19 protein-coding genes are annotated in these 21,466 nt (G+C 65.9%); 12 read left to right on the top strand and 7 right to left on the bottom strand.

Annotated elements, in window-relative coordinates; genetic code table 11:
- Positions 1-233: 233 nt before the first annotated feature.
- Complete coding sequence (crcB, locus tag AC6LJY_RS20105; RefSeq protein ID WP_046804737.1) at positions 234-626, bottom strand: fluoride efflux transporter CrcB; 393 nt, start codon at positions 624-626, stop codon at positions 234-236.
- 269 nt (positions 627-895) lie between these two features.
- On the opposite strand from crcB, the gene AC6LJY_RS20100 reads away from it, so the two are divergent.
- The 5 genes from AC6LJY_RS20100 to AC6LJY_RS20080 all read left to right on the top strand — a co-directional run bounded on the left by AC6LJY_RS20100 (position 896) and on the right by AC6LJY_RS20080 (position 5,464).
- On the top strand, positions 896-1,522 hold the full coding sequence (locus tag AC6LJY_RS20100) for a PepSY-associated TM helix domain-containing protein (protein ID WP_314358687.1): 627 nt from the start codon (positions 896-898) through the stop codon (positions 1,520-1,522).
- 42 nt (positions 1,523-1,564) lie between these two features.
- Positions 1,565-2,080, top strand: coding sequence for a DUF2271 domain-containing protein (locus tag AC6LJY_RS20095; RefSeq protein WP_046804739.1), 516 nt, complete (start codon positions 1,565-1,567; stop codon positions 2,078-2,080).
- 29 nt (positions 2,081-2,109) lie between these two features.
- On the top strand, positions 2,110-2,910 hold the full coding sequence (locus AC6LJY_RS20090) for a DUF4198 domain-containing protein (protein ID WP_104144401.1): 801 nt from the start codon (positions 2,110-2,112) through the stop codon (positions 2,908-2,910).
- 144 nt (positions 2,911-3,054) lie between these two features.
- Positions 3,055-4,062, top strand: coding sequence for an FAD:protein FMN transferase (locus AC6LJY_RS20085; RefSeq protein WP_498136622.1), 1,008 nt, complete (start codon positions 3,055-3,057; stop codon positions 4,060-4,062).
- Between the two features lie 4 nt (positions 4,063-4,066).
- Positions 4,067-5,464, top strand: coding sequence for a sulfite reductase subunit alpha (locus AC6LJY_RS20080; RefSeq protein WP_498136621.1), 1,398 nt, complete (start codon positions 4,067-4,069; stop codon positions 5,462-5,464).
- 203 nt (positions 5,465-5,667) lie between these two features.
- Here the strand turns inward: AC6LJY_RS20080 and AC6LJY_RS20075 are convergent, their stop codons facing one another.
- A complete protein-coding gene (locus AC6LJY_RS20075) occupies positions 5,668-6,627 on the bottom strand; it encodes a tripartite tricarboxylate transporter substrate binding protein BugE (protein WP_189371535.1) in 960 nt (319 codons plus the stop codon).
- On the bottom strand, positions 6,624-8,096 hold the full coding sequence (locus AC6LJY_RS20070) for an N-acyl-D-amino-acid deacylase family protein (RefSeq protein ID WP_498136620.1): 1,473 nt from the start codon (positions 8,094-8,096) through the stop codon (positions 6,624-6,626). The genes AC6LJY_RS20075 and AC6LJY_RS20070 overlap by 4 nt, the downstream gene beginning before the upstream one ends.
- Positions 8,097-8,185: 89 nt before the next feature.
- On the opposite strand from AC6LJY_RS20070, the gene AC6LJY_RS20065 reads away from it, so the two are divergent.
- Entirely contained in the window at positions 8,186-9,169 is a 984-nt protein-coding gene (locus AC6LJY_RS20065; protein WP_498136619.1) for a LysR family transcriptional regulator, read from the top strand.
- A 111-nt stretch (positions 9,170-9,280) separates the two neighbouring features.
- Here AC6LJY_RS20065 and AC6LJY_RS20060 read toward each other — a convergent pair whose 3' ends face one another.
- From AC6LJY_RS20060 to AC6LJY_RS20050, 3 genes are read right to left on the bottom strand one after another with little or no spacing between them, the layout of a single operon-like run.
- Positions 9,281-9,757, bottom strand: coding sequence for an SRPBCC family protein (locus AC6LJY_RS20060; protein WP_104144397.1), 477 nt, complete (start codon positions 9,755-9,757; stop codon positions 9,281-9,283).
- Positions 9,758-9,764: 7 nt separating this feature from the next.
- Entirely contained in the window at positions 9,765-10,595 is an 831-nt protein-coding gene (locus AC6LJY_RS20055) for a phosphoenolpyruvate hydrolase family protein (RefSeq protein WP_314358703.1), read from the bottom strand.
- A gap of 10 nt (positions 10,596-10,605) precedes the next feature.
- Complete coding sequence (locus tag AC6LJY_RS20050) at positions 10,606-11,820, bottom strand: Tm-1-like ATP-binding domain-containing protein (RefSeq protein ID WP_498136618.1); 1,215 nt, start codon at positions 11,818-11,820, stop codon at positions 10,606-10,608.
- A gap of 75 nt (positions 11,821-11,895) precedes the next feature.
- Here AC6LJY_RS20050 and AC6LJY_RS20045 point away from each other — a divergent pair, with 75 nt between their 5' ends.
- Both AC6LJY_RS20045 and AC6LJY_RS20040 read left to right on the top strand, forming a co-directional pair.
- Positions 11,896-12,723 (top strand): TetR/AcrR family transcriptional regulator, encoded by an 828-nt coding sequence (locus tag AC6LJY_RS20045; protein WP_498136617.1) that lies wholly within the window; start codon positions 11,896-11,898, stop codon positions 12,721-12,723.
- Positions 12,724-12,835: 112 nt separating this feature from the next.
- The gene (locus AC6LJY_RS20040) at positions 12,836-14,497 is read left to right on the top strand and encodes an S-layer protein (RefSeq protein WP_314358708.1); all 1,662 of its coding nucleotides are present in this window, start codon (positions 12,836-12,838) and stop codon (positions 14,495-14,497) included.
- 73 nt (positions 14,498-14,570) lie between these two features.
- Here AC6LJY_RS20040 and clpB read toward each other — a convergent pair whose 3' ends face one another.
- Positions 14,571-17,177, bottom strand: a complete 2,607-nt coding sequence (clpB, locus tag AC6LJY_RS20035) for an ATP-dependent chaperone ClpB (RefSeq protein WP_046804749.1) — start codon at positions 17,175-17,177, stop codon at positions 14,571-14,573.
- A gap of 136 nt (positions 17,178-17,313) precedes the next feature.
- Here clpB and AC6LJY_RS20030 point away from each other — a divergent pair, with 136 nt between their 5' ends.
- The 4 genes from AC6LJY_RS20030 to AC6LJY_RS20015 all read left to right on the top strand — a co-directional run bounded on the left by AC6LJY_RS20030 (position 17,314) and on the right by AC6LJY_RS20015 (position 21,430).
- Positions 17,314-17,751, top strand: a complete 438-nt coding sequence (locus AC6LJY_RS20030) for a gamma-glutamylcyclotransferase family protein (protein WP_314358714.1) — start codon at positions 17,314-17,316, stop codon at positions 17,749-17,751.
- Positions 17,752-17,850: 99 nt separating this feature from the next.
- The gene (locus tag AC6LJY_RS20025) at positions 17,851-18,579 is read left to right on the top strand and encodes a helix-turn-helix domain-containing protein (RefSeq protein WP_046804751.1); all 729 of its coding nucleotides are present in this window, start codon (positions 17,851-17,853) and stop codon (positions 18,577-18,579) included.
- A 14-nt stretch (positions 18,580-18,593) separates the two neighbouring features.
- Positions 18,594-19,832, top strand: a complete 1,239-nt coding sequence (locus AC6LJY_RS20020) for a hypothetical protein (protein WP_314358718.1) — start codon at positions 18,594-18,596, stop codon at positions 19,830-19,832.
- 287 nt (positions 19,833-20,119) lie between these two features.
- Positions 20,120-21,430: an MFS transporter gene (locus AC6LJY_RS20015; protein ID WP_498136616.1), complete on the top strand. Its 1,311-nt coding sequence runs from the start codon at positions 20,120-20,122 to the stop codon at positions 21,428-21,430.
- The last annotated feature ends 36 nt before the right edge of the window (positions 21,431-21,466 follow it).

The following is a 21,466-nucleotide window of genomic DNA, read 5'->3' as shown; positions in this document are numbered from 1 at the left end:
GCGCAAGCCCGCCGCCCGCGCGTAGCCACAGGGCTTGGCCGTAGCGCTTGGCCGTAGCACTTGGCCGTAGCACTTGGCCGTAGCACTTGGCCGTAGCACTTGGCCGTAGCACTTGGCCGTAGCACCTAACCCAGCGTTTTGCCGCGGCACTTAAACGTGGCGCCTTACGCCTACCGCCTTACGCCTTACGCCTTGCGCCTCGCGCATCGCGCCTCGCGCATCGCGCCTTGCCCCTAGCGCAGCCAGTGCACCGTGGCGATGCCCGCCGCCGTCAGCGCCAAGGACCCCGCCAGGCTCACTCCCGCATAGCCCAGCGCCGTGCCATACGCGCCGCGCTCAAGCATCGATACCGTTTCCGCCGAGAAGGTGGAAAACGTCGTCAAGCCTCCCATGAACCCGGTGATGGCGCCCAGCCGGATCCACGTCGGCCATTCGGGGTGCCCGGCCACCAGCGCCAACGCCACACCCACGAAATAACCGCCCGCCAGATTCACCGTGAACGTGCCCCACGGCCACGACTCGACGTTCAACCACAGGCTGACCAGCCAACGCGTCCAGGCACCCAGCACGGCGCCCAGGCCCACGGCCAGGAAATTCAACGGGATCAGGGTTTGATAGGCAGACATAAGTCGGGGCGCCTGACATAGGCCGGCGCGCAAGGCAAAAGACCAGCAGCAGCATAACGCGCCCAAGGCGCAGCCGCGCAACAACCGTCAACGCGCAGCGGCGTGGGGGTCGTCAACGCGCCGGCGCGTGGGAACCGTCAACGCGCCACCCGCTTTGCCCCCGCGCCGCCTTCGAAATCGATTGAAATCAGCGTCCGTGAACCACCCGGTCTTTTATACGAGTAATTCTCATTAAATGTTAGAATCCGCCGCTTCAAACCGAATCCCGCATGGACAGTCAACCCACTCCACGGCGCCGGGCCTACTGGCTCAAGACGCTGCATCAATGGCATTGGATCAGCTCGGCGCTATGCCTGCTGGGCATGCTGCTGTTTGCTGTCACCGGCCTCACGCTGAACAACGCGTCGCACATCGAATCCCGTGCGGTGGTAACGAGCCGGCAAGCGCAATTGCCCGGCCCTGTCCTTAAGCAACTGACCGCGCCGTCCGGTCAGAAAAAGGCGCCGTTGCCGGCCTCTGTCGCACGGTGGCTGGACGATACGCTGGATGCCGGGGCCGCGGGCAAAACCGCCGAATGGTCCGCCGACGAGGTCTACCTGTCATTGCCCCGCGCGGGCGGCGACGCCTGGCTGTCCATCGACCGCGCCAGCGGCGATGTCGAATACGAGCGCACCGATCGCGGATGGGTGTCTTACCTGAACGATTTGCACAAGGGCCGCAACACCGGCCTGGCCTGGAGCTGGTTCCTGGACATCTTCGCCGTTGCCTGCCTGGTCTTTTCGCTGACCGGGCTGGTGCTGCTGAAGATGCACGCCGGCAACCGCAGCGCGACCTGGCCCATGGTGGGGCTGGGCGTCGTGATTCCCGTCGTCCTGGCGCTGCTCTTCATCCACTGATGCTCGTCCCCTGATTCCTTCGATCCGCCCCTGGAGATTTCCATGCGCAAACTGTTGTTGTCGGCCCTCTTGGCCGGCGCCATCGCCCGAACGGCCAATGCGGCCGACATCGGCCTGTCCATCGAGGTGCCGCGCCTGGATGTGGCCGAATACCACCGCCCGTACGTCGCGATCTGGATCGAAAACCCCGACCAGAGCGTGGCCGCCGACCTGGCCGTCTGGTACGACGTGGCCAAGAAGAACAACGAAGGCACCGAGTGGCTCAAGGACATGCGCCAATGGTGGCGCCGCAGCGGCCGCAACCAGCAGTTCCCGGTGGACGGGGTCAGCGGGGCGACCAAGCCCGTGGGCAAGCACACGCTGAGTTTTGACGCGGCCTCCAAGCCCTTGGCATCGCTCAAACCCGGCCAGTACGCGGTCGTGGTGGAAGCGGCGCGTGAAGTCGGCGGCCGTGAATTGGTGCGCATTCCCTTCCAGTGGCCCGCGCAAAAGGCCGAGCAACTGACCGCGCAAGGCGAACACGAACTGGGCGCCATCGCGCTCAACCTCAAACCCTGATGCCCCGCATGCCTTCAAGGACCGCAACCATGAAATCCGCCGCCAAACTGGCCGCCGCCCTGGCGCTGTGCCTGCCCTTTGCCGCCCACGCGCATGACGTGTGGATCGTGCCGTCGTCCACCGTGCTGTCGGGCACCGACAGCTGGATCACCGTTGACGCCGCCGTCGGCAACGACAAGTTCTACTTCAACCATGCGCCGATGCGCCTGGACGGCCTGGCCGTCATCGCGCCGGACGGCAACCCCGCCGAAGCCGAAAACCTGAACCGTGGCAAGCTGCGCAGCACGTTCGACCTGCAACTGAAGCAAAGCGGCACGTATCGCGTGGCCGTGGTCAACGACGGCGTGTTTGCGCGCTGGAAGGAAGACGGCAAGAACAAGCGCTACTTCGGCAAGGTCGAAGGCATGGCGCAGGCCGTGCCCGCCAACGCGCAAGAACTGGAAGTGTCCCAAAGCCTGGGCCGAGTCGAAACGTTCGTGACGGCGGGCAAGCCGTCGACCATCAAGCCGGTGGGCCGTGGCCTGGAGCTGGCGCCGGTCACGCACCCGAACGACTTGTTCACGGACGAAGCGGCCAGCTTCCAGATGCTGCTGGACGGCCAGCCCGCCGCCAACCTGGAAGTGAACGTGGTGCCCGGCGGCAGCCGCTATCGCGACAAGGTCGGCGAGATCAAGCTGACCACCGACAAGGACGGCAAGTTCTCGGTCAAGTGGCCGCAGCCCGGCCTGTACTGGATCGAAGCCGGCATGGAAGACGCCAAGGTCAGCGTGCCGAAGGCAACCAAGCGCCGTCTGTCCTACGCCGGCACCGTCGAAGTGCTGCAACCCTGAGGCGCGCGCGTGTCGGCAGCCCGGTCCTATGCGCCTCGCGGCACGGCGCCCCCCGCCGTGCGCGTGAGCTATGGCGCCATGCCGGCGGCGCGCCCCGCATCGCCAGCGTTGTCAGCGTTGCCAGCCTTGTCAGCATTGCCAGCCTTGTCAGCGTCGCCCGCCGTGGCCACGTGGTCCGCGCCGACCGCGCTGCCGGCCCCGCCCGCACTGCCCGAGCTGGCGGCGTTGGCGGGCGCGACCATGGGCACAACGTGGTCCGCACGCATGGCGCTGCCGGCCGGCATCGACAGTGACGCCGCGCGCAGCGCTATCCAGGCGGCGTTGGACGACGTCGTGGCGCAGATGAGTACCTGGGAATCGGCCTCCGATATCACGCGGTTCAACCGGGCCCCAGAAGGCTGGCAGGTGGTGCCCGACAGCTTTTTCTACGTGCTGCGCCATGCCCTGGCCTTGGCCGAGGACAGCGGCGGCGCGTATGACCCCACGGTGGGGCCGCTGGTCAACGCCTGGGGCTTTGGCCCGCACCAGCGCGCGTTTGAACCACCCTCGCCTGCCGCCATCGACGCGGCGCGCGCGCGTTGCGGTTGGCGCCGCGTGCCGCTGGACGTGGCACGGCAAGCCGCGATGCAGCCCGGCGGCACGTACCTGGATCTGTCTTCCATCGCCAAAGGCCATGGCGTGGACCGCGCGGCCTTGGCGCTGGACGCGCTCGGTATCTCGCAATACCTGGTGGAAGTGGGCGGCGAGCTGCGCGCGCGCGGCAGGCGGCCCGATGGCCAAGCCTGGCGCGTCGCGATCGAGGTGCCGGATGCCAGCGACCAGCACGCGCTGGCCTTGCCCCTGCAAGACCTTTGCATCGCCACGTCCGGCGACTATCGGCGACACGCTGGCAGTGGCGACGCACGCTATGCCCACACCATCGATCCGCGTAGCGGGCAGCCGGTGCGCAACAACGTGGCGTCCGTGTCCGTGCTGCACGCCGAATGCATGCAGGCCGACGCGCTGGCGACGGTCTTGACGGTGCTGGGCGAGGCCGACGGCCTGGCCTACGCCCGCCGCCACGACCTGGCGGCCCTGTTCATTCTGCGCGACGCCCACGATTACCGCGTCGTCGCCACCCCGGCGTTTCAGGCGCTGGCCCAAACTTCCTGACCCGATGAGCCCCACCCGACTGTTCGCCGCAGCGTGCGTGGTGGCAGTGTGGCTGCTGCTGTGCCTGTGGGCGTGGCGCCGCGCGCGGCGGCATCAGGCCAGCCAGGCGCGGGCGCTGGCCGCCTTGAGCCTGAACGCCGACGGGGGTTCTGATTCCGATGCCGTGCTGATCGCGTATGCCAGCCAGACCGGCTATGCGGAGGCCCTGGGGCAGCAAACCGCGCAATCACTGCGCGCGGGCGGCCTGACGGTGCATGTGGCGTCGCTGGGGCAGCTGGATGTGGCGCGCTTGTCGGGGCAATCGCCCGCCTACCGCCGCGTGCTGTTCGTGGTCAGCACCTATGGCGAAGGCGATCCGCCCGACGCCGCGGCCGCCTTTGCCAGCCAGATGCAGGCCGCGCCCTCGCGGGCATTGGCCGGTGTGCAGGTTGCGGTGCTGGCGCTGGGCGATAGCGAATACACGCGGTTCTGCGGTTTTGGGCATCAGCTGAACGACTGGCTGCACGCCCAGGGCGCCACGCCCTTGTTCGACATGGTGGAAGTGGACAACGGCGACCCCGCCGCGCTGCGCCACTGGCAACATCACCTGAGCCTGTTGACCGGCCGCAGCGACCTGCCCGATTGGCAGGCGCCGGACTACGAACCGTGGCGGCTCGCAGCGCGCACGCTGCAAAACCCCGGCAGCGCGGGCGGTCCTTGCTACCTGTTGACGCTAACCCCCCCGGCCCACGGCAAGCCAGGTTGGCTGGCTGGCGATATCGCGGAAATCGGCCCCCGGCTGGAACGCGACGGGCCGCTGCAAGCACACCGCGAATATTCCATTGCGTCGTTGCCGGAAGAGGGGGCCATTGACCTGCTGGTGCGCCAGATGCCCGGGGCAGACGGCGGCCTGGGCGTAGGTAGCGGCTGGCTGACACAGGTGGCGCAGGTGGGCGATCAGATCGATCTGCGCGTACGCACCAATCGCAACTTCCATGCGCCGGACGATGGCCGCCCGATGATATTGGTGGGTAACGGCACCGGGCTGGCTGGCCTGCGCGCGCTGATCAAGGCGCGACGCGCGGCGGGGCATCGACGCAACTGGCTGATCTTCGGCGAACGCAACGCCGCGCACGATGCGTTTTGCCGCGCCGACATCGACGTCTGGAAAGCGGACGGCACGCTGGAACGCGTGGACACCGTTTATTCGCGCGACCAAGCCCAGCGCCGCTACGTGCAACACGTGCTGCGCGAGCAAGCCGATGCGTTACGCGCCTGGGTGGCGGACGGCGCCGCCATCTACGTCTGCGGCAGCCTGCAAGGCATGGCGTCCGGGGTAGACGCGGCACTGCAAGACGTGCTGGGCGACGACGCCTTGCAGGCGTTGCTGCACGCCGGCCGTTACCGGCGCGACGTGTACTAAGGCTATGGCGCTGCGCCCGACACTATCGCAGCCGGGACCTGCCGCAGCCCGGCCCCGGTCGCTGATTGCGGCTTGATCTCGCGGATCGATCGCATCGCGGCTTGATCGCATCGCGGCCAGATCGCATCACAGCCTGATCGCATCACAGCCTGATCGCATCACAGCCGGCTCGCATCACAGCCGGCTCGCATCACAGCGAGATCTCATTGCAGCTTGATCTGCGCGCGGTCGATCACCGTCTTCCAGCGGTCGCGTTCCGTGCGAATCTGTTCCGCGAATTCCGCCGGCGTATTGCCCAGTGCAAAGGCGCCCGTTTCCTCCATCTTCGCCGCCGTGGCCGGGTCGCGCACGGCTTGCGCAAACGCCTGGGCCAGCTTGTCGCGCACATCGGCGGGCATGCCGGCCGGGCCCACCACGCCGTACCAGGCCGTGACGTCGTAGTCCTTATAACCCTGCTCGGCGAACGTCGGCACATCGGGCAGGCGCGGGTTGCGCTCGGTGCCTGTGATGGCCAGCGCGTGCAGATGCTTGCTTTTCACATACGGCAGCGACGACGGGAAATTATCGAAGATGACCGGCACCACGCCGCCCACCGTATCGGTTAACGCCGGCGCCGAGCCCCGGTACGAAATGCTGTTCATCTTGCCGCCGACGATCTGCAAGAACCAGATCATGCCCAAGTCGTTCACCCCGCCCGCGCCCGCGTTGGCGTAGCCGTCCTTGTTCGGATTGGCACGCACGTGCGCCACAAAATCGGCCAGCGTCCGTGCCGGATAGCTCGGGTTGACGCTAAGAATATTGGGGCTGGTGACCAGGTTGCTGATCGGCGTGAAATCCTTGACCGGGTCGTAGGCCAGGTTGGGGAACAAGTGCGGCGCGGTGCCGTGCGTGCTGACGGTGGCCAGGCCCACGGTGTAGCCGTCGGGTTTGGCGCGCGCCGTGGCCACCATGCCGATGGTGCCGGACGCGCCGGTACGGTTTTCCACCACGATCTGCTGGCCCAGGATCTCGCCCGCCTTGGCCGCTGCGACACGGCCGACGATGTCGGTGGGGCCACCCGCCGGGAACGGCACGATAAGGGTGATGGGATGGTCCGGGAACGCGGCATGGGCGGTGGGCAACAACGCGGCCAGCGCCAGGGCAATCAATGTCTTTTGCATCATGATGGGTTTGTCTCCTTGGGGTTTTTGTCAGTGGCTTCGCGCCGCAAGATCTTGCCGGGGCGGTTCATGCCCGGCGTTTCCGGGAATACCGGTTGGCCATTGACCAGCACGTGTTCAACACCAATGGATGGCAGCGTCGGCGCGTCCCAGGTGGCGCAATCGGCCACGGTGTCCGCGTCGAACACCACGATGTCCGCCCAGGCGCCCACGCTGAGCCGGCCGCGCCCGGACAGCCCGAACACGCGCGCGGGCAACGCCGTCATCTTGGCCACGGCGGCTTCAAGCGTCAGCAATTCGGCCTCGCGCACATAGCGGCCCAGCACCCGCGTGAAGCTGCCCCACAGGCGCGGATGCGGGTGCGCGTCATTGGGCAGGCCGTCCGACCCGACCATGCAGCATTCGTGTTGAAAGATGCGCTGCACTTCGGTCTCGTCCATGGCGAAGTAAATGGCGCCTGCCGGACACAGCCGCTGCGCGGCCTGCGTCTTGTCGCAGCCCCAGCGCGCGGCAATGTCGGCCAGCGATTCGCCGCTGCATTCCGGATGCGGTACCGACCACGTAATGCGGATGTCGTCGATGCTGTCGGCGCGTTCGGGAATCAGGATCGTCGAGCTGCCGGGATACGGGTAGATGTCCAGCGCCACGTCGATGCCCTCGGCGCGCGCGCGGTCGATGTTGGCCAGCGTGACGCGGCTTTTGCCCCAGTTGCGCGGCATCATGCACTTGTGGTGCGACAGCACCGTGGCGCAGCCCGTGTTGCGCCCGACGGAAAGCACCTCGTCCACGGCGGCTTCAACCTCGTCGCCTTCGTTGCGGATGTGGCTGGTGTGCAGCGCGCCGTGCGCGGCCGCCACGCGGGCCAGGCCATCCAGTTCATCTTGTTGCGCGGCGCCGCCCGGCTGGTAGGCCAGCCCTGTGCTGAAACCCACCGCGCCGGCCGTCAACGCATCGTCCAGCATGCGCTGCATGGTGTCCTGCTCGTCCGGCGTTGGCGTGGCGGTCGGGTCGCGCATGGCGGCCAGGCGCAGGTTGGCATGGCCCACCAGCGCCGCGACGTTGATCATGGGTTGCTGCGCGCGCAGGGTATCGAAATAGGCGTGCATGTCGGCAAACAGCGGCGTTTCCCCCAGCAGCGCCAAGGCCGCCGCCGTGTTGCCCGGCAAGGGCGCGGGCGCGCCGCTGACGCCGCAATTGCCCACCACCACCGACGTAATGCCCTGGCTGGTCTTCCACGGCAAGCCGGGCTTTTCCACGAACATCAAGTCATCGTGACCGTGCGAATCGATGAACCCGGGCGCCACGATCTTGCCGCGCGCATCGATGCGGCGCGTGGCCTGGACCTGGGCCAGGTCGCCGATGGCCGCCACGCGTTCGTCTTTCACCCCTACGTCCGCCAACCGTCGCGGGCCGCCCAGGCCATCGATGACCCAGCCGCCTTCAATGATCAGATCCAATTTTCCGTGTTGCATGTTCGTCCTGCCTGGATGAAGCCCCTAGTATCGTCCGGCCGATCAATCTGGAAAAATTGTTTTTATTGATCCATCTATCGTGGTTTGAAATGAATCGCCTGCCCAAGCATGTCACCTTGAAGCACCTGACCGCGTTTGTCGCGGTGGCCCAGGAATCCAGCTTCACGCACGCCGCCAAGCGGCTGTTCCAGACGCAATCGTCCGTGACCAGCCTGGTGCGCCAGCTGGAAGACGCGCTGGCCACGCAGCTGTTCGCGCGCACCAGCCGGCGCGTGTTGCTGACCGCGGCGGGCGAAGAATTTTTGCCGCGCGTGATGCGCTTGCTGGCCGATTTTGATGGCGTGATCGAAGACGTGGTGCGCTATGGCGCGCTGGAGCGCGGGCGCGTGGGCGTGGCCGCCGCGCCATCGGCCATCACCGAAATCATCGCGCCGGCGGCAGCCGCATTCGCGGCCCAATATCCCGCCGTGCGCCTATACCTGAGCGACGAAAATTCCGGCCGCATCCAGCGCAAGGTGGCGGCGCGCGAAGTGGACTTCGGCTTGACCAGCCGGTGGGCCGATGCGCCCGGTCTGCACTTTGAACCCTTGCTGGAAGACCGCTTCGGCGTGTTGTACCGGGCCGATGACCCGCATCTGAAGCCGGGGCGGGACGGCACGATGCGCTGGTCGGATCTGGCGGGGCGCAAATTGGTGGGGGTGGTGGACGAAACCGGCATCATGGCGCTGCTGCGTGCCCGCGCCGACTTGCCAATCGAGGCCGGCGCACCGTTCTACGAAGCATCCAGCACCACGTCGCAGGCGGCGCTGGTCAAGGCCGGGCTGGGCGTGGCGCTGTTGCCGGCGCTGGCCGCCGCCCGGGTACAGGAACCCGGCTTGGCCTATGCGCTGCTGGCGCGCCCGACGGTGGTGCGCACCGTGTGCGTCATCCGCCATAAGGAATACCCGACCAGTCCGGCGGCGCAGGCGTTGATCCGCGCGATCCACGATTACCTGCGCGGCGCGCCACTGCCCGCCGGGTGCAAGCGCGTGCCGGCAAGCCGCAAGACGCTGGCCGAAATGCCGCTGACCTAAATGCTGCTGAGCTAAATGCCGCTTACCTAAATGCTGCTGAGCTAAATGCCGCTGAGCTAAATGCCGCTGACCGAAATGCCGCTGACCTAGCGGAGGCGACTGCGCTATCCGCTATGCCTGGCCGGCGCGCAGCTTTTCGTCCAGCGCCGCCAGGCCCGCCGCGAACACATTCTGCCCCACGGCATGGGCCACATCGGCAAGCTCGGCGCCTTCGACACGAAAGTCCGCCCACCATTGCACCAGCGTGTGTTCGCCCGATGGCAGCCCCGATGTCTGCTCAGACTGCGTGATGCGATGCAAGGACACGCCCGCCGTGTAGTCTCGCATGGGCAGGTCGGTTTCAATGATCGAATAGCGCAGCGCCGCGTTGGGGTCGTCCAGCATCAACAACTGTTCGCGCACAAAGCCCGATGGTTCAAGCGCCAGATACCGCACGCTGCCCACCGCGTCATGGCGCCCGTCCGCTTCCAGGCGGCTTTGCGCCACGCCCGGATGCCAGGCGGCCAGGCCGTTGAAATCGCGAAAGCACGGCCACACCTGTTCAAGCGGTGCGTGGATAACGGCACTGACGAAGACGGTATGCGACATGAGAACCTCAGAAGGTCAGGTTTTTGAATTCGCGGGTGGCGGCGGTCAAGGCCAGTTCCGTGGGCAGGCGTTCCATCGAACTGGCGCCGTAGAAACCATGGCATTGCTTGCAGTGGCGCAGCACGTAAGCGGCGTCCTCGGGGGTGGCGATGGGCCCGCCGTGGCATAGCACGATGATATCCGGACGCACCGCCAGCGCGGCATCGGCAATGCGGTCGATGGCGGCAACGCAATCGTCCAGCGTCTGCGACGTTTCCGCGCCGATGGACCCGCCTGTCGTCAGGCCCATATGGGCCACGATGATGTCCGCGCCCGCTTTCGACATGGCGACGGCGTCGTCCTCGTTGAAAACGTACGGCGTGGTCAGCATGCCCTTTTGGTGGGCCAGGCGGATCATGTCGACTTCCAGCGCGTAGCCCATGCCGGTTTCTTCAAGGTTGGCGCGGAACGTGCCGTCGATCAGCCCGACGGTGGGAAAGTTCTGCACGCCGGCAAATCCCTGGCGTTTCAGGTCATCCAGGAACACATCGAAATCGCAGAACGGATCGGTGCCGTTCACGCCGGCCAGCACGGGCGTCTTCTTGACCACCGGCAGCACTTCGCGGCCCATGTCGACCACGATCTCGTTGGCGTTGCCGTAGGCCAGCAAGCCGGCCAGCGAGCCGCGTCCCGCCATGCGATAGCGGCCCGAGTTATAGATGACGATCAAGTCGATGCCACCCGCTTCCTCGCACTTGGCCGACAAGCCCGTGCCCGCGCCACCGCCGACGATAGGCGTGCGGGCGCGCACCATGGCGCGAAACTTGTCCAGCAGTTCGTTACGGTCAAAACGCGGCATGGGGCCTTCCTTAATGGCTAGCGATGTCAAGAAATTGGTCCACCGCCGTCCTGGCGAACAGCGGGTCGTTGATATGGCACGGCACGCGCACCAGGCGGCGGTCGGCGGTCTGCACCACATTGGCCTCCAGCGCCGCGAACAAGGCGGCGTCGGCCTCGGGGTTCCAGAACGCCTGGCCCGGTGCATCCAGCGCTGATACGCCGCCTTCCGGTATCAAGAAGCGCACGGGTCCATTGCATTGGTTCAGCTTCTCGGCGATCCACTCGCCCTGCCGTCGATTTTCCTCGACCGTGGTGCGCATCAGCGTCACCTGCGGATTGTGCGGATAGAACTGGCGGCCCTGGTAGCGTTCGGGAACGGTGTCCATGCCGCCAAAATTGACCATATCCAGCGCGCCGCAAGACCCCACATAGGGCGCGCCCGTGCGGGCCACGGCGCCGAAGCGGTCTTGCGTGCAGGCCAGCACGCCGCCAAAAAGAAAGTCGCAGACTTCGGTGGTCGTCAGGTCCAGCACGCCGGCCAGCAAGCCGCTGTCCAACAGCTTTTCCATCGACTGCCCGCCAGTGCCCGTGGCGTGGAACACCAGGCAGTCATAGCGCGATTCCAGCAGCGGGGTCACCTGCTGCACGCAGGCCGTCGTGACGCCGAACATGGTGATGCCCACGGCGGGGCGGCCATCATCGGCTGTGGCGCTGGCCGCGGCCATGCGATGCGCGCCGGCAATGGCCCCCGCCGCATTGGCCAGCACGCGGCGCGAAATGCGGTTCAGCCCGGCCACGTCCGTCACGGAATACATCATTGCGATGTCGGACGGGCCGACATAGGGCGCGACGTTGCCCGATGCCATCGTGGACACCATCACCTTGGGCGTGCCGATGGGCAGCGCGCGCATGGCCGGCGCGATCAGCGCCGTGCCGCCGGAGCCGCCCAGGCCCAACAGCGCGCCGATGCCGGCGTGGCCGGCCACGTAGCGCTCGAACGCCAGCGCCATGGCGGCGATGGCCGTGCCGCGATCGCCGGTGAACACGGCGTCCGCCCCGCCCGGGTGGCTGGCGGCGATGTCGCGCGCCTGAATCTGCGCGGCACTTGGCGCGCCCGTGGTGGACACGTCCACCGACACCACGTCCACGCCGTCGCGGCGCAGCAGGTCCACCACGTACTCGGCTTCCTGGCCCTTGGTGTCATAGGTGGCGGCAACAAATACCCGCCGGTTCGAATGCGTCATGGCTCCTCCGCGGGCGGCTACACTCGGTGCGCGCCTCGATATGTGAGGCCCTGAAGGCCTGTGTAGAATCAAGAAATGAGACGAAAGAATCATACTGAGACGCCTGTCTCACGTCAAACTCCCGCCGTCCCGGCCAACCGTTCGGCCACGAGCGGCACGGCACGGCTGATCGCGCCCGCCAGCCGTCAGGCCGAGGCCAGCGGCGAACCGCCGCACGGGCCGCGCGCGCGCATGCGCAAGACCTTGCTGGACGCAGCGCAACAGCTGATGGCCCAGGGCATCACCCCGTCGGTAGCGGAATTGGCGGAACATGCCAAGGTGTCGCGCGCAACCGCGTATCGCTACTTTCCCAGCCAAAGCGCGTTGATCGCGGCCGTGGTGGACGAAAGCCTGGGCCCCATCCTCGCCTGGGATTCCGACTCGTCCGACGCAGCCGCCCGTGTCGACGAACTGCTGCGCTTTGCCTACCCCCGGCTGGCGTCCCACGAAGCGCCGCTGCGCGCGGCCATCATGGTGTCGCTACAGCAGCATGCGCAAGCCAGCGCCGGCAAGGACGCCGCCGAGCCCCGACTGGTGCGCGGCCATCGCGTCGACATCCTCAAGCGCGCCATCGCTCCGCTGGCGCAGACATTGACATCCGCGCAACAGGACCGCGTGGCGCAAGCGCTTTCGCTGGTGTATGGCACCGAAGTGTTCCTGGTGTTGAAAGACATCTGGCAACTGGACCTGCCCGCCGTCACGGACGTGGTGCGCTGGACGGCCAACGCCATCATCACGCAGGCGCTCGCCGAAGCGGGCACCGGCGCGGGCACCGGCGCGGGCACCGGCGCGGGCACCGGCGCGGGCACCGGCGCGGGCTCGGGCGCGGGCAAGGCCAAGGGCGGCAGCACGCGCAAGCGTTAGGCACCCGCGTCGTATCGCGGTGGCCTGCTGTCATGCCCGCGTCACTCGTCGTGGGCATAGTTCGGCGTTTTGCGGCCCGCCGTTGCGGGTCGCCAGACGTTGGAGTGTGTCCATGCAGTTCGAAGTATCCCGCGTGCGGCGGGCCATCTTGCCCCTGTCGCTGGCTTGCGTCACCTTGTTGAGCGCTTGCGGTGGCAGCGACGATGACGATGAACCCGTCGCGCCCCCCACGCCGCCTGTGGTGACCGAGCCGGCGCCGCCGGTCGAGCCCACCAAGCCCGTCGAAACCGGCGCCTGGACCACGGGCGACCTGCACGTGCACACCTATCAGTCCGACGACGCGCAGGTCAGCCTGGAAAGCGCGCTGGACCAGGCCTTTGACCGCTACCAGCTGGACTGGGCGGCCATTTCAAACCACCTGCGGCTATCGGGACGCGACCATACCGGCACGACGCTGGCAGGCGGCGCCATCCCGTTTTCCACCGGCATGGCGCAGTATGAAGTGCCGTTCATCAAGACCGCGCAGGCCGCCGGGCGCTATGCCGACAAAATCATCTTCTCGTCGTTCGAATGGGACATGCCAACGCATGACCACGTGAACATCGGCATCGGCACCGACGACCCGCTGTCGGACAAGTCGCTGCAAGCCGTGGCCGACTTCGAATACCTGTTCACCAACCGCGCCCCTGCCCTGTTCGACCCCTTGCTGGTGTCGCGCCTGGCGGACCAGACGCGCGCCTACACCACGCATGCCGATTCGCTGGCGGCGTTGGCGTGGCTACGCGACAAGCACCCCGACAGCTACATGCTGCTGAACCACCCGTCGCGTTATGCGGGCAAGTACACCGCCGCGCAGCTGCGCGAAATGAACGACCTGGCGCCCGGCATCTTCTTCGCCATCGAAGGCATGGTCGGCAACCAGATGGAACCGGATCGCGGCGGCTACGCCACGGCCTACACCAACGCGTTCCTGCCCAACCGCACGTACGGCGGCGTGGACTATCTGGTGGCGCACCTGGGCGGCACGTGGGACGCGCTGCTGGGCGAAGGCCGACGCATCTGGACGGTGGCCGATTCCGACTTCCACTTCCGCACCGCCTCAGGGCTGTACAGCTCGGGCTACGCGCCGGGCGAATACGCCAAGACGCATGTGTGGAAGGACGGCGACGACATGAAGGCGGTGGTGGCCGGCTTGAAAAGCGGCCGGGTCTTCGGCGTGTTCGGCGACCTGATCGATGCGCTGGACTTCCAGGCGCAAGGCTCGGCTGGCGTCGTGCACATGGGCGGCGAACTGCAAGCCACGAAGGGCGAAAAGGTGGAAGTGACCATCCGCTTTCGCAGCCCGGACAGCAACCATTACGAATACCCGATCGAAAGCGGCAACCCCACCTACGTCAAGCCCACCGTCAACCACGTGGACCTGATCGTGGGCGACGTCGGGGCACGCGCCGCCGCCGGCACCCCGGGATATGACGCCGACACCAACCCGTCCACCCGTGTGCTGGCCCGCTACACACGCGCCGACTGGACGGTGGACGCCGACGGCTACAACGTCATCAAGACCACGATCACGGCAGACAAGAGCCAGTACCTGCGTTTGCGCGGCACCAATCTTGGCGTTGACGTTACCGGCGAGACGGCGGCCGGTGAACCGCTGCCCGACGCCAAGGTGGACCTGGCCGACAACGTCGCGCGCTTTAACGCGATCAACGCGCGCAACTACAACGACCTGTGGTTCTATTCGAACCCGGTGTTCGTGACGGTTGCGCAGTAAGTCCTGCACGGAGCGTAAAAAAAGCCTGGCATTTTTCAATGCCAGGCTTTTTGTTTACCGCAACGCTACCGGTTTACTGCAACGTACGGGTGAACACGAATTCCCCGTCGCGCCAATCCACCGGCACGACATCGCGCGGCCCGAACTTGCCTTCCAGGATCAGGCGCGCGACCGGGTTTTCGATCTGCTGCTGGATGGCACGCTTCAAGGGGCGTGCGCCAAACACCGGATCGAAGCCGGAACGCGCCAGTTCCGCCAGCGCGGCCTCGGTGACTTCCAGCCGCATCTCCTGCTTTTCCAGCCGGGCGCCAAGGCGGCGCAACTGGATCCGGGCGATGGACTCGATGTGCTGCGCTTCCAGCCCATGGAACACCACCACTTCGTCGATACGGTTCAGGAACTCAGGACGCAGGGTCTGCTTGAGCTCGCCCCACACCACTTCCTTGACCACGTCGTACGGCTGGCCCGCCAGGCTCTGGATGTGATGCGAACCCAGGTTGGACGTCATCACGATCACCGTGTTGCGAAAGTCCACCGTGCGGCCCTGGCCATCGGTCAGGCGACCGTCGTCCAGCACTTGCAGCAGCACGTTGAACACGTCCGGATGCGCCTTTTCGACTTCATCCAGCAGCACCACGCTGTACGGCTTGCGACGCACGGCTTCGGTCAGGTAGCCGCCCTCTTCGTAGCCCACATATCCGGGCGGCGCACCAATCAGCCGCGCCACCGAATGCTTCTCCATGAACTCGCTCATGTCGATGCGGATCAGGTGCTCTTCAGAGTCGAACATGAACTCGGCCAGCGCACGCGTCAGTTCGGTCTTGCCTACCCCGGTGGGGCCCAGGAACAGGAACGATCCATAAGGCCGAGCCGGGTCCGCCAAGCCCGCACGCGAACGGCGGATGGCGTCCGACACCAGGCGCACGGCCTCGTCCTGGCCGACCACGCGCTTGTGCAGGAATTCCTCCATGTGCAGCAGCTTTTCGCGTTCGCCCTGCATCATCTTGGACACCGGAATACCGGTGGCGCGCGAGACGACTTCGGCGATTTCTTCCGCCCCCACACGCGTGCGCAACAGACGCGGACGGCCATTGTCGCCCTCGGCGTTTTCCGCGGCCTGCGCGGCGCCCACTTCGGCGGCCTTCAGGCGCGATTCCAGGTCAGGCAGCTTCCCGTATTGCAGTTCGGCCAGCTTGTCGAATTGGCCCTTGCGCTGCAATTCCGCCATTTCGGCGCGCACGCTGTCGATCTCTTCCTTGATGGCCTGCGTGCCTTGCACGGCGGCCTTCTCGGCCTTCCAGATTTCCTCGAAGTCGTTGTATTCGCGTTGCAGCTTTTCCAGCTCGTCTTCGATGACCCCAAGGCGGCGCTTGGAGGCGTCGTCGGTTTCCTTCTTGACGGCTTCGCGCTCGATCTTCAGCTGGATGATGCGACGGTCAAGCTTGTCCATCACTTCCGGCTTGGAATCGATTTCCATGCGGATGCGCGCGCCGGCCTCGTCGATCAGGTCGATGGCCTTGTCGGGCAGGAAGCGGTCGGTGATGTAGCGGTGCGACAGCTCGGCGGCCGCGACGATGGCCGGGTCGGTGATTTCAACACCGTGGTGTATCTCGTAGCGCTCTTGCAGGCCGCGCAGGATGGCGATGGTGGATTCCACGTCGGGCTCGTCCACCAGCACCTTCTGGAAGCGGCGTTCAAGCGCGGCATCCTTTTCGATGTACTTGCGGTATTCGTCCAGTGTGGTCGCGCCAATGCAGTGCAGCTCGCCGCGTGCCAACGCGGGCTTGAGCATGTTGCCCGCGTCCATCGCGCCCTCGGCCTTGCCCGCGCCGACCATGGTGTGCAGCTCGTCGATGAAGACGATGTTGCTGCCGTCGTCCTGGCCCAATTCCTTGAGCACGGCCTTCAGGCGTTCTTCGAATTCGCCACGGAACTTGGCGCCGGCCAAAAGCGCCGCCAGGTCCAGCGACAGCACGCGCTTGCCGCGCAGGCTTTCGGGCACTTCGTCGTTGACGATGCGCTGCGCCAGGCCTTCGACGATGGCGGTCTTGCCCACGCCGGGTTCGCCGATCAGCACGGGGTTGTTCTTGGTGCGGCGTTGCAGGATCTGGATGGTGCGGCGGATTTCATCATCGCGGCCGATCACGGGATCCAGCTTGCCCTGGCGCGCGCGCTCGGTCAGGTCCAGGGTGTACTTGGACAGGGCTTCGCGGTTGGATTCGCCTTCGGCGCCGGACACGTTTTCGCCCCCGCGCACGGCGTCGATGGCGGCTTCCAGGGCTTTCTTCTGCAACCCCGCTTCACGCAGGATGCGGCCGGCCTCGCCTTTGTCTTCGGCCAGCGCCAGCAGGAACAGCTCGCTGGCAATGTAGGTGTCGCCACGGCGCGCGGCTTCCTTGTCGGTGCGGGTCAGCACCGCGTTCAGGTCGCGGCCCACTTGCACGTTGTCGTCGCCCTGCACTTGCGGCAACGACTTCATCGCTGCTTCAAGCGCGGGGGTCAGGCGGTTGACCGCCACGCCCGCTCGCGCCAGCAGGCTGCCCGCGCCGCTGTCCGGGTCGGATAGCAGCGCCGACAGCACGTGCACGGGCTCGATATAGGGGTGGTCGTTGCGCGCGGCCAGACTTTGGGCGTCGGCCAGGGCTTGCTGGAACTTGGTGGTTAGTTTGTCGAATCGCATAATGGTCGTTTGGCTTGTTGGAGAGCCTGACCGATACGTGCCGGCTGGCTCGATACCCTGAATATGTGGCCGGATGACAAAATTTCAACACCCTGCCGCCCACTTCACTGCTTCGACGTGCGAGATAAACCGATTTATGAGCATATACGTTTTCGTCTACGGCACCCTACGCACGGGCGAAATCAATGATCTGGCGCAAGCCGCCGCCCGGCGCGGCCTGCCCGAGGCCCATTGGGTAGGCCCGGCCACGGTGCCCGGCATGCTGGTCGACTTCGGCTCATGGCCCGGTCTAATCCCGGTGGATGACGGGCGGCGGGTGCGCGGCGACGTGTATCGGGTCGACCCGGCGCTGATCGCGCTGATGGACGAGATCGAAGAATACGTGCCGGGGCAAGCCTGCTGTTTCGTGCGCCGGGAGACCATCGCGCGCCTGGATTCGCCCCTGAACGGCGCGCGGGACGTGCACTGCCAGTACTATCCCATTGATCCGTCGCTGCGAGCGTTGGCCGTGGATATCCCGGCAGACGACTGGATCGCCTATCGGCAATCGCGTCCGGCAACCAAGGGCACGTAAGACGCCCGTAGTAACAACCGACTACAATGCTTTTTGTCTTCACGCTTGTACACCCGTACGCGCCATTCCTGGCGCGACGGGCACTATAAAGGTCATCGTATGCAAAAACGGGTTCCCGTCGCCCCGGATGCCGCCCACTGTTCCACGTGTATGTTGGGCCACGTGTGTGTGCCCGTGGGCATGGCAGCCGCCGAAGTGGAAAAGCTGGACGAGCTGGTGCAAGAACGCGTACGCCTTGAGAAAGGCAAGATGCTGTACTCGCTGGACCACCCGCTTGATGCTGTCTATGGCGTGCGCTTTGGCAGCATCAAGACGCAGCTGGAAGACGCCACCGGCCAGATCCAGATCACCGGCTTTCACCTGCCGGGCGAAATCGTTGGCATGGACGGCATGCTTGAAGGCAAGCACGTGTCCGCCGCCGTCGCGCTGGAAGACTCCGAGGTTTGCGTCATCCGCCTGAACGAAGTGGATCGCGTGGCCGCGCACCTGCCCTCGCTGCAACAGCAGTTTCGCCGCCTGATGAGCCGCGAGATCACGCGGTCGCACCAGATGCTGGCCTCGTTGGGTTCGATGCGTTCCGAGCAGCGCCTGGCCGCCTTCCTGTTGAATCTGTCGCAACGCTATGCCTCGCTGGGCTATTCGTCGACCGAGTTCGTGCTGCGCATGAGCCGCGAAGAAATCGGCAATTTCCTGGGCTTGACCTTGGAAACCGTCAGCCGATTGTTCTCCCGATTCGCGCGCGAAGGCCTGATCAAGATCAACCAGCGCGAGGTCCGCATCCTGGACCTGCCCGCCCTGAAGCAACTGCTGGGCCACGAGGCCTGCTGAACGCCCGCCGCGCCATGCGACGCGCGCCTGCCCCTTCCGCTGCCCGCGCCGCGCTCGCCAGCGTTCGTGCCGCCGTCGGCTCCACCACGCGTCCCGCCTCCTGGCGGGCGCTTGGCGTAGCGCTGGGCGTGTCGCTGGCCCTGGTTGCCTTGCTGGCGCCAAGGCTTGCCCCCGCGCAGACCCCCTTGCCCGACCCCTACGACTACGACGAAACGGTGCCCGCGCCCAAACGCGCCGCGCCCTTGCGTTGGCAGCCCGTTGAACTGGGCAAGCCGGGCCATCGCTACAAGATTCCCGTCTACGCCAACCGCAACCTGACCAAGGACGACCTGCGCGACATCAAGCAGGTGTTGATCGTGGTGCATGGCGTCAAGCGCGACGCCGACCGCTACTACGACACCGCCGCGCAGCTGCTGTCGCACAACCCCGACCGCGCCCGCGACACCTTGATTCTGGCGCCCCGGTTTTCGGGGTCGATCGACTCGGGCTTTGGCGGCATGGCCGCGTGGCGCAAATCCAGCTGGGAAGACGGCGAAGATAGCATCCAGGCCAGCGGCCGCCCCGCGCCGGTGGCCTCGTTCCAGGTGCTGGACGACCTGCTGCGCAGCCTGGACGACCGCAAGCGCCTGCCCGCCTTGGCAGGCATCGTGCTGGCCGGCCACTCCGCCGGTGCGCAGCTGGTGCAACGCTACGCCATCCTGAACAACGTTGACGGCGCGCTGCGGCGCGATGGCCTGGCGTTGCGCTACGTCATTGCCAACCCGTCGTCCTACCTGTACCTGACCAACGAGCGCCCCCGCGCCGACGGCAAGGGCTATGCGCCCTACGAACGCGGCATCTGTCCCACCTATAACCAGTACAAGTACGGCACGGACAAGCTGCCCGCCTACGCCCGCGAAACCGACGATACCCGGCTGTTCGTGCGCTACGCGGCGCGCGACGTCACCTATCTGTTGGGCGGCGCCGACAACAACCCCGAACACCGGCTGCTGGACAAGACCTGCGGCGCCGAAGCCCAGGGCGCCACGCGCCTGGCCCGTGGCACGGGCTATATCCAATACGAATATGTGCTGGCCGGCCGTGGCCCGAAACCCGTGCCTTTGCATCGCAGCAGCTTCGAGGTGGGCGGCGTCGGGCATGACAACAAGGGCATGTTCACATCGGTCTGCGGCGCCCAGGCGTTGCTGGGCAGCGACGCCCAGACGGACGATCGCGCCGCCGCGTGCGACATCATCAAGCCGCGCGGCAAATAGGTGGCAAACAGAGGCGGCCAACAGCCTCTATAGCGTGCCTGCCGCCGCGCTGTGCGATGCGTACCGATGCACGGCAATGGGGCGGAATGTGCCTTGGCCGCAAGCGGCATACCTGACTAAATCCTTAAGGAAGCACCCTTGCCGACGCGTGCATTTCGCGGCGGCCAGGCGCAAGATATTGCCCATGCGTGTTCCATTTCGCGGCTGACCTTGCGATTTTGACGGGCGAGGACTAGGCGCGCTCGCGTGTCCGGCGACTCCCCGACAAGCTCACCTTGAGAACAGTCATGACGCAAACGTATCTGGCCATGCCCGACGCAAAACGCCGCATCAAGGCCATCTTCATCGGGTCCATGGGCAACTTGGTCGAGTGGTACGACTTCTACGCCTACACCGCCTTTGCGCTGTATTTCGCGCCCGCCTTTTTTCCTTCGCACGATCCCGTCGTCCAGCAGCTGAATGCGGCCACGCTGTTCGCGGCCGGCTTCATCGTGCGGCCATTGGGCGGTTGGCTGTTCGGCCACCTTGCAGACCGGCACGGGCGGCGCCTGTCGTTGATGGTATCGGTGGGGATGATGTGCGTGGGCTCGCTGATCATCGCGCTGACGCCCACCTACGCCACGATCGGCTTGGCCGCGCCCGCCCTGCTGGCGCTGGCACGCGTGGTCGAAGGCCTGAGCCTGGGCGGCGAGTATGGCGCCAGCGCTACCTACCTGACCGAAATTGCCGACCCCGAACATCGCGGCTTTTATTCCAGCTTCCAATACGTCACGCTGATCGGCGGCCAGCTTTGCGCCATCCTGGTATTGCTGCTGTTGCAGAACGTGTTCCTGACGCATGAAGAACTGGTGCAATGGGGTTGGCGCATTCCGTTCGTGATCGGCGCATTGCTGGCCATCGTGACGGCGCTGATGCGGCGCGACATGCCGGAAACCGATTCGTATAAAGCGGCGCAAGAGGCACAACAAGCCAAGCCCAGAACGAGTTCGCTGCGCGGCCTGACAAAGTACCCGCGCGAGGTCGCCATCGTGGTTGGCCTGACAGCCGGCGGCACGGCGGCGTTCTACACGTTCACCACGTATATGCAGACCTTTGTTCGCCAGACGGCGGGCTTTACCGACATCACCACCACCTACATCATCGCCGGCTCGTTGATCTTTGCCTTGATCCTTCAGCCGCTGTATGGCGCGCTGTCCGACAAGGTAGGCCGCAAGCCGCTGCTGATTTTCTTCGGCGTTGCGGGCGCGGCGCTGACCGTGCCCATTTTGATGACCCTGTCGCACACCCGGTCCCCTTTCATCGCGTTCCTGCTGATCTGCGGCGCCTGGGTTTTCACGGCGGGCTACACATCGATCAACGCCGTCGTGAAGGCGGAATTGTTTCCCACCAACATCCGCGCCACGGGCGTGGCCGTGCCCTACGCCATCACCGTGTCGATCTTCGGCGGCACGGCGCCGGCCATCGCGCTGTTCTTCAAGCAGCAAGGCCACGAGCAATGGTTCTACTACTACTTGGCAGGCGTGATCTTCGTGTCCCTGCTGGTGTATGCCTCGATGCGAGACACCAAGCATCAATCCGCCATGCACCGCCACGATTGACGTCAGGGAAATTCCCAATCACCGCCGGCTTGACGC

Source organism: Achromobacter sp. RT286_PF (genome assembly GCF_059760425.1).
This window is presented reverse-complemented; position numbering and strand designations above follow the sequence as displayed.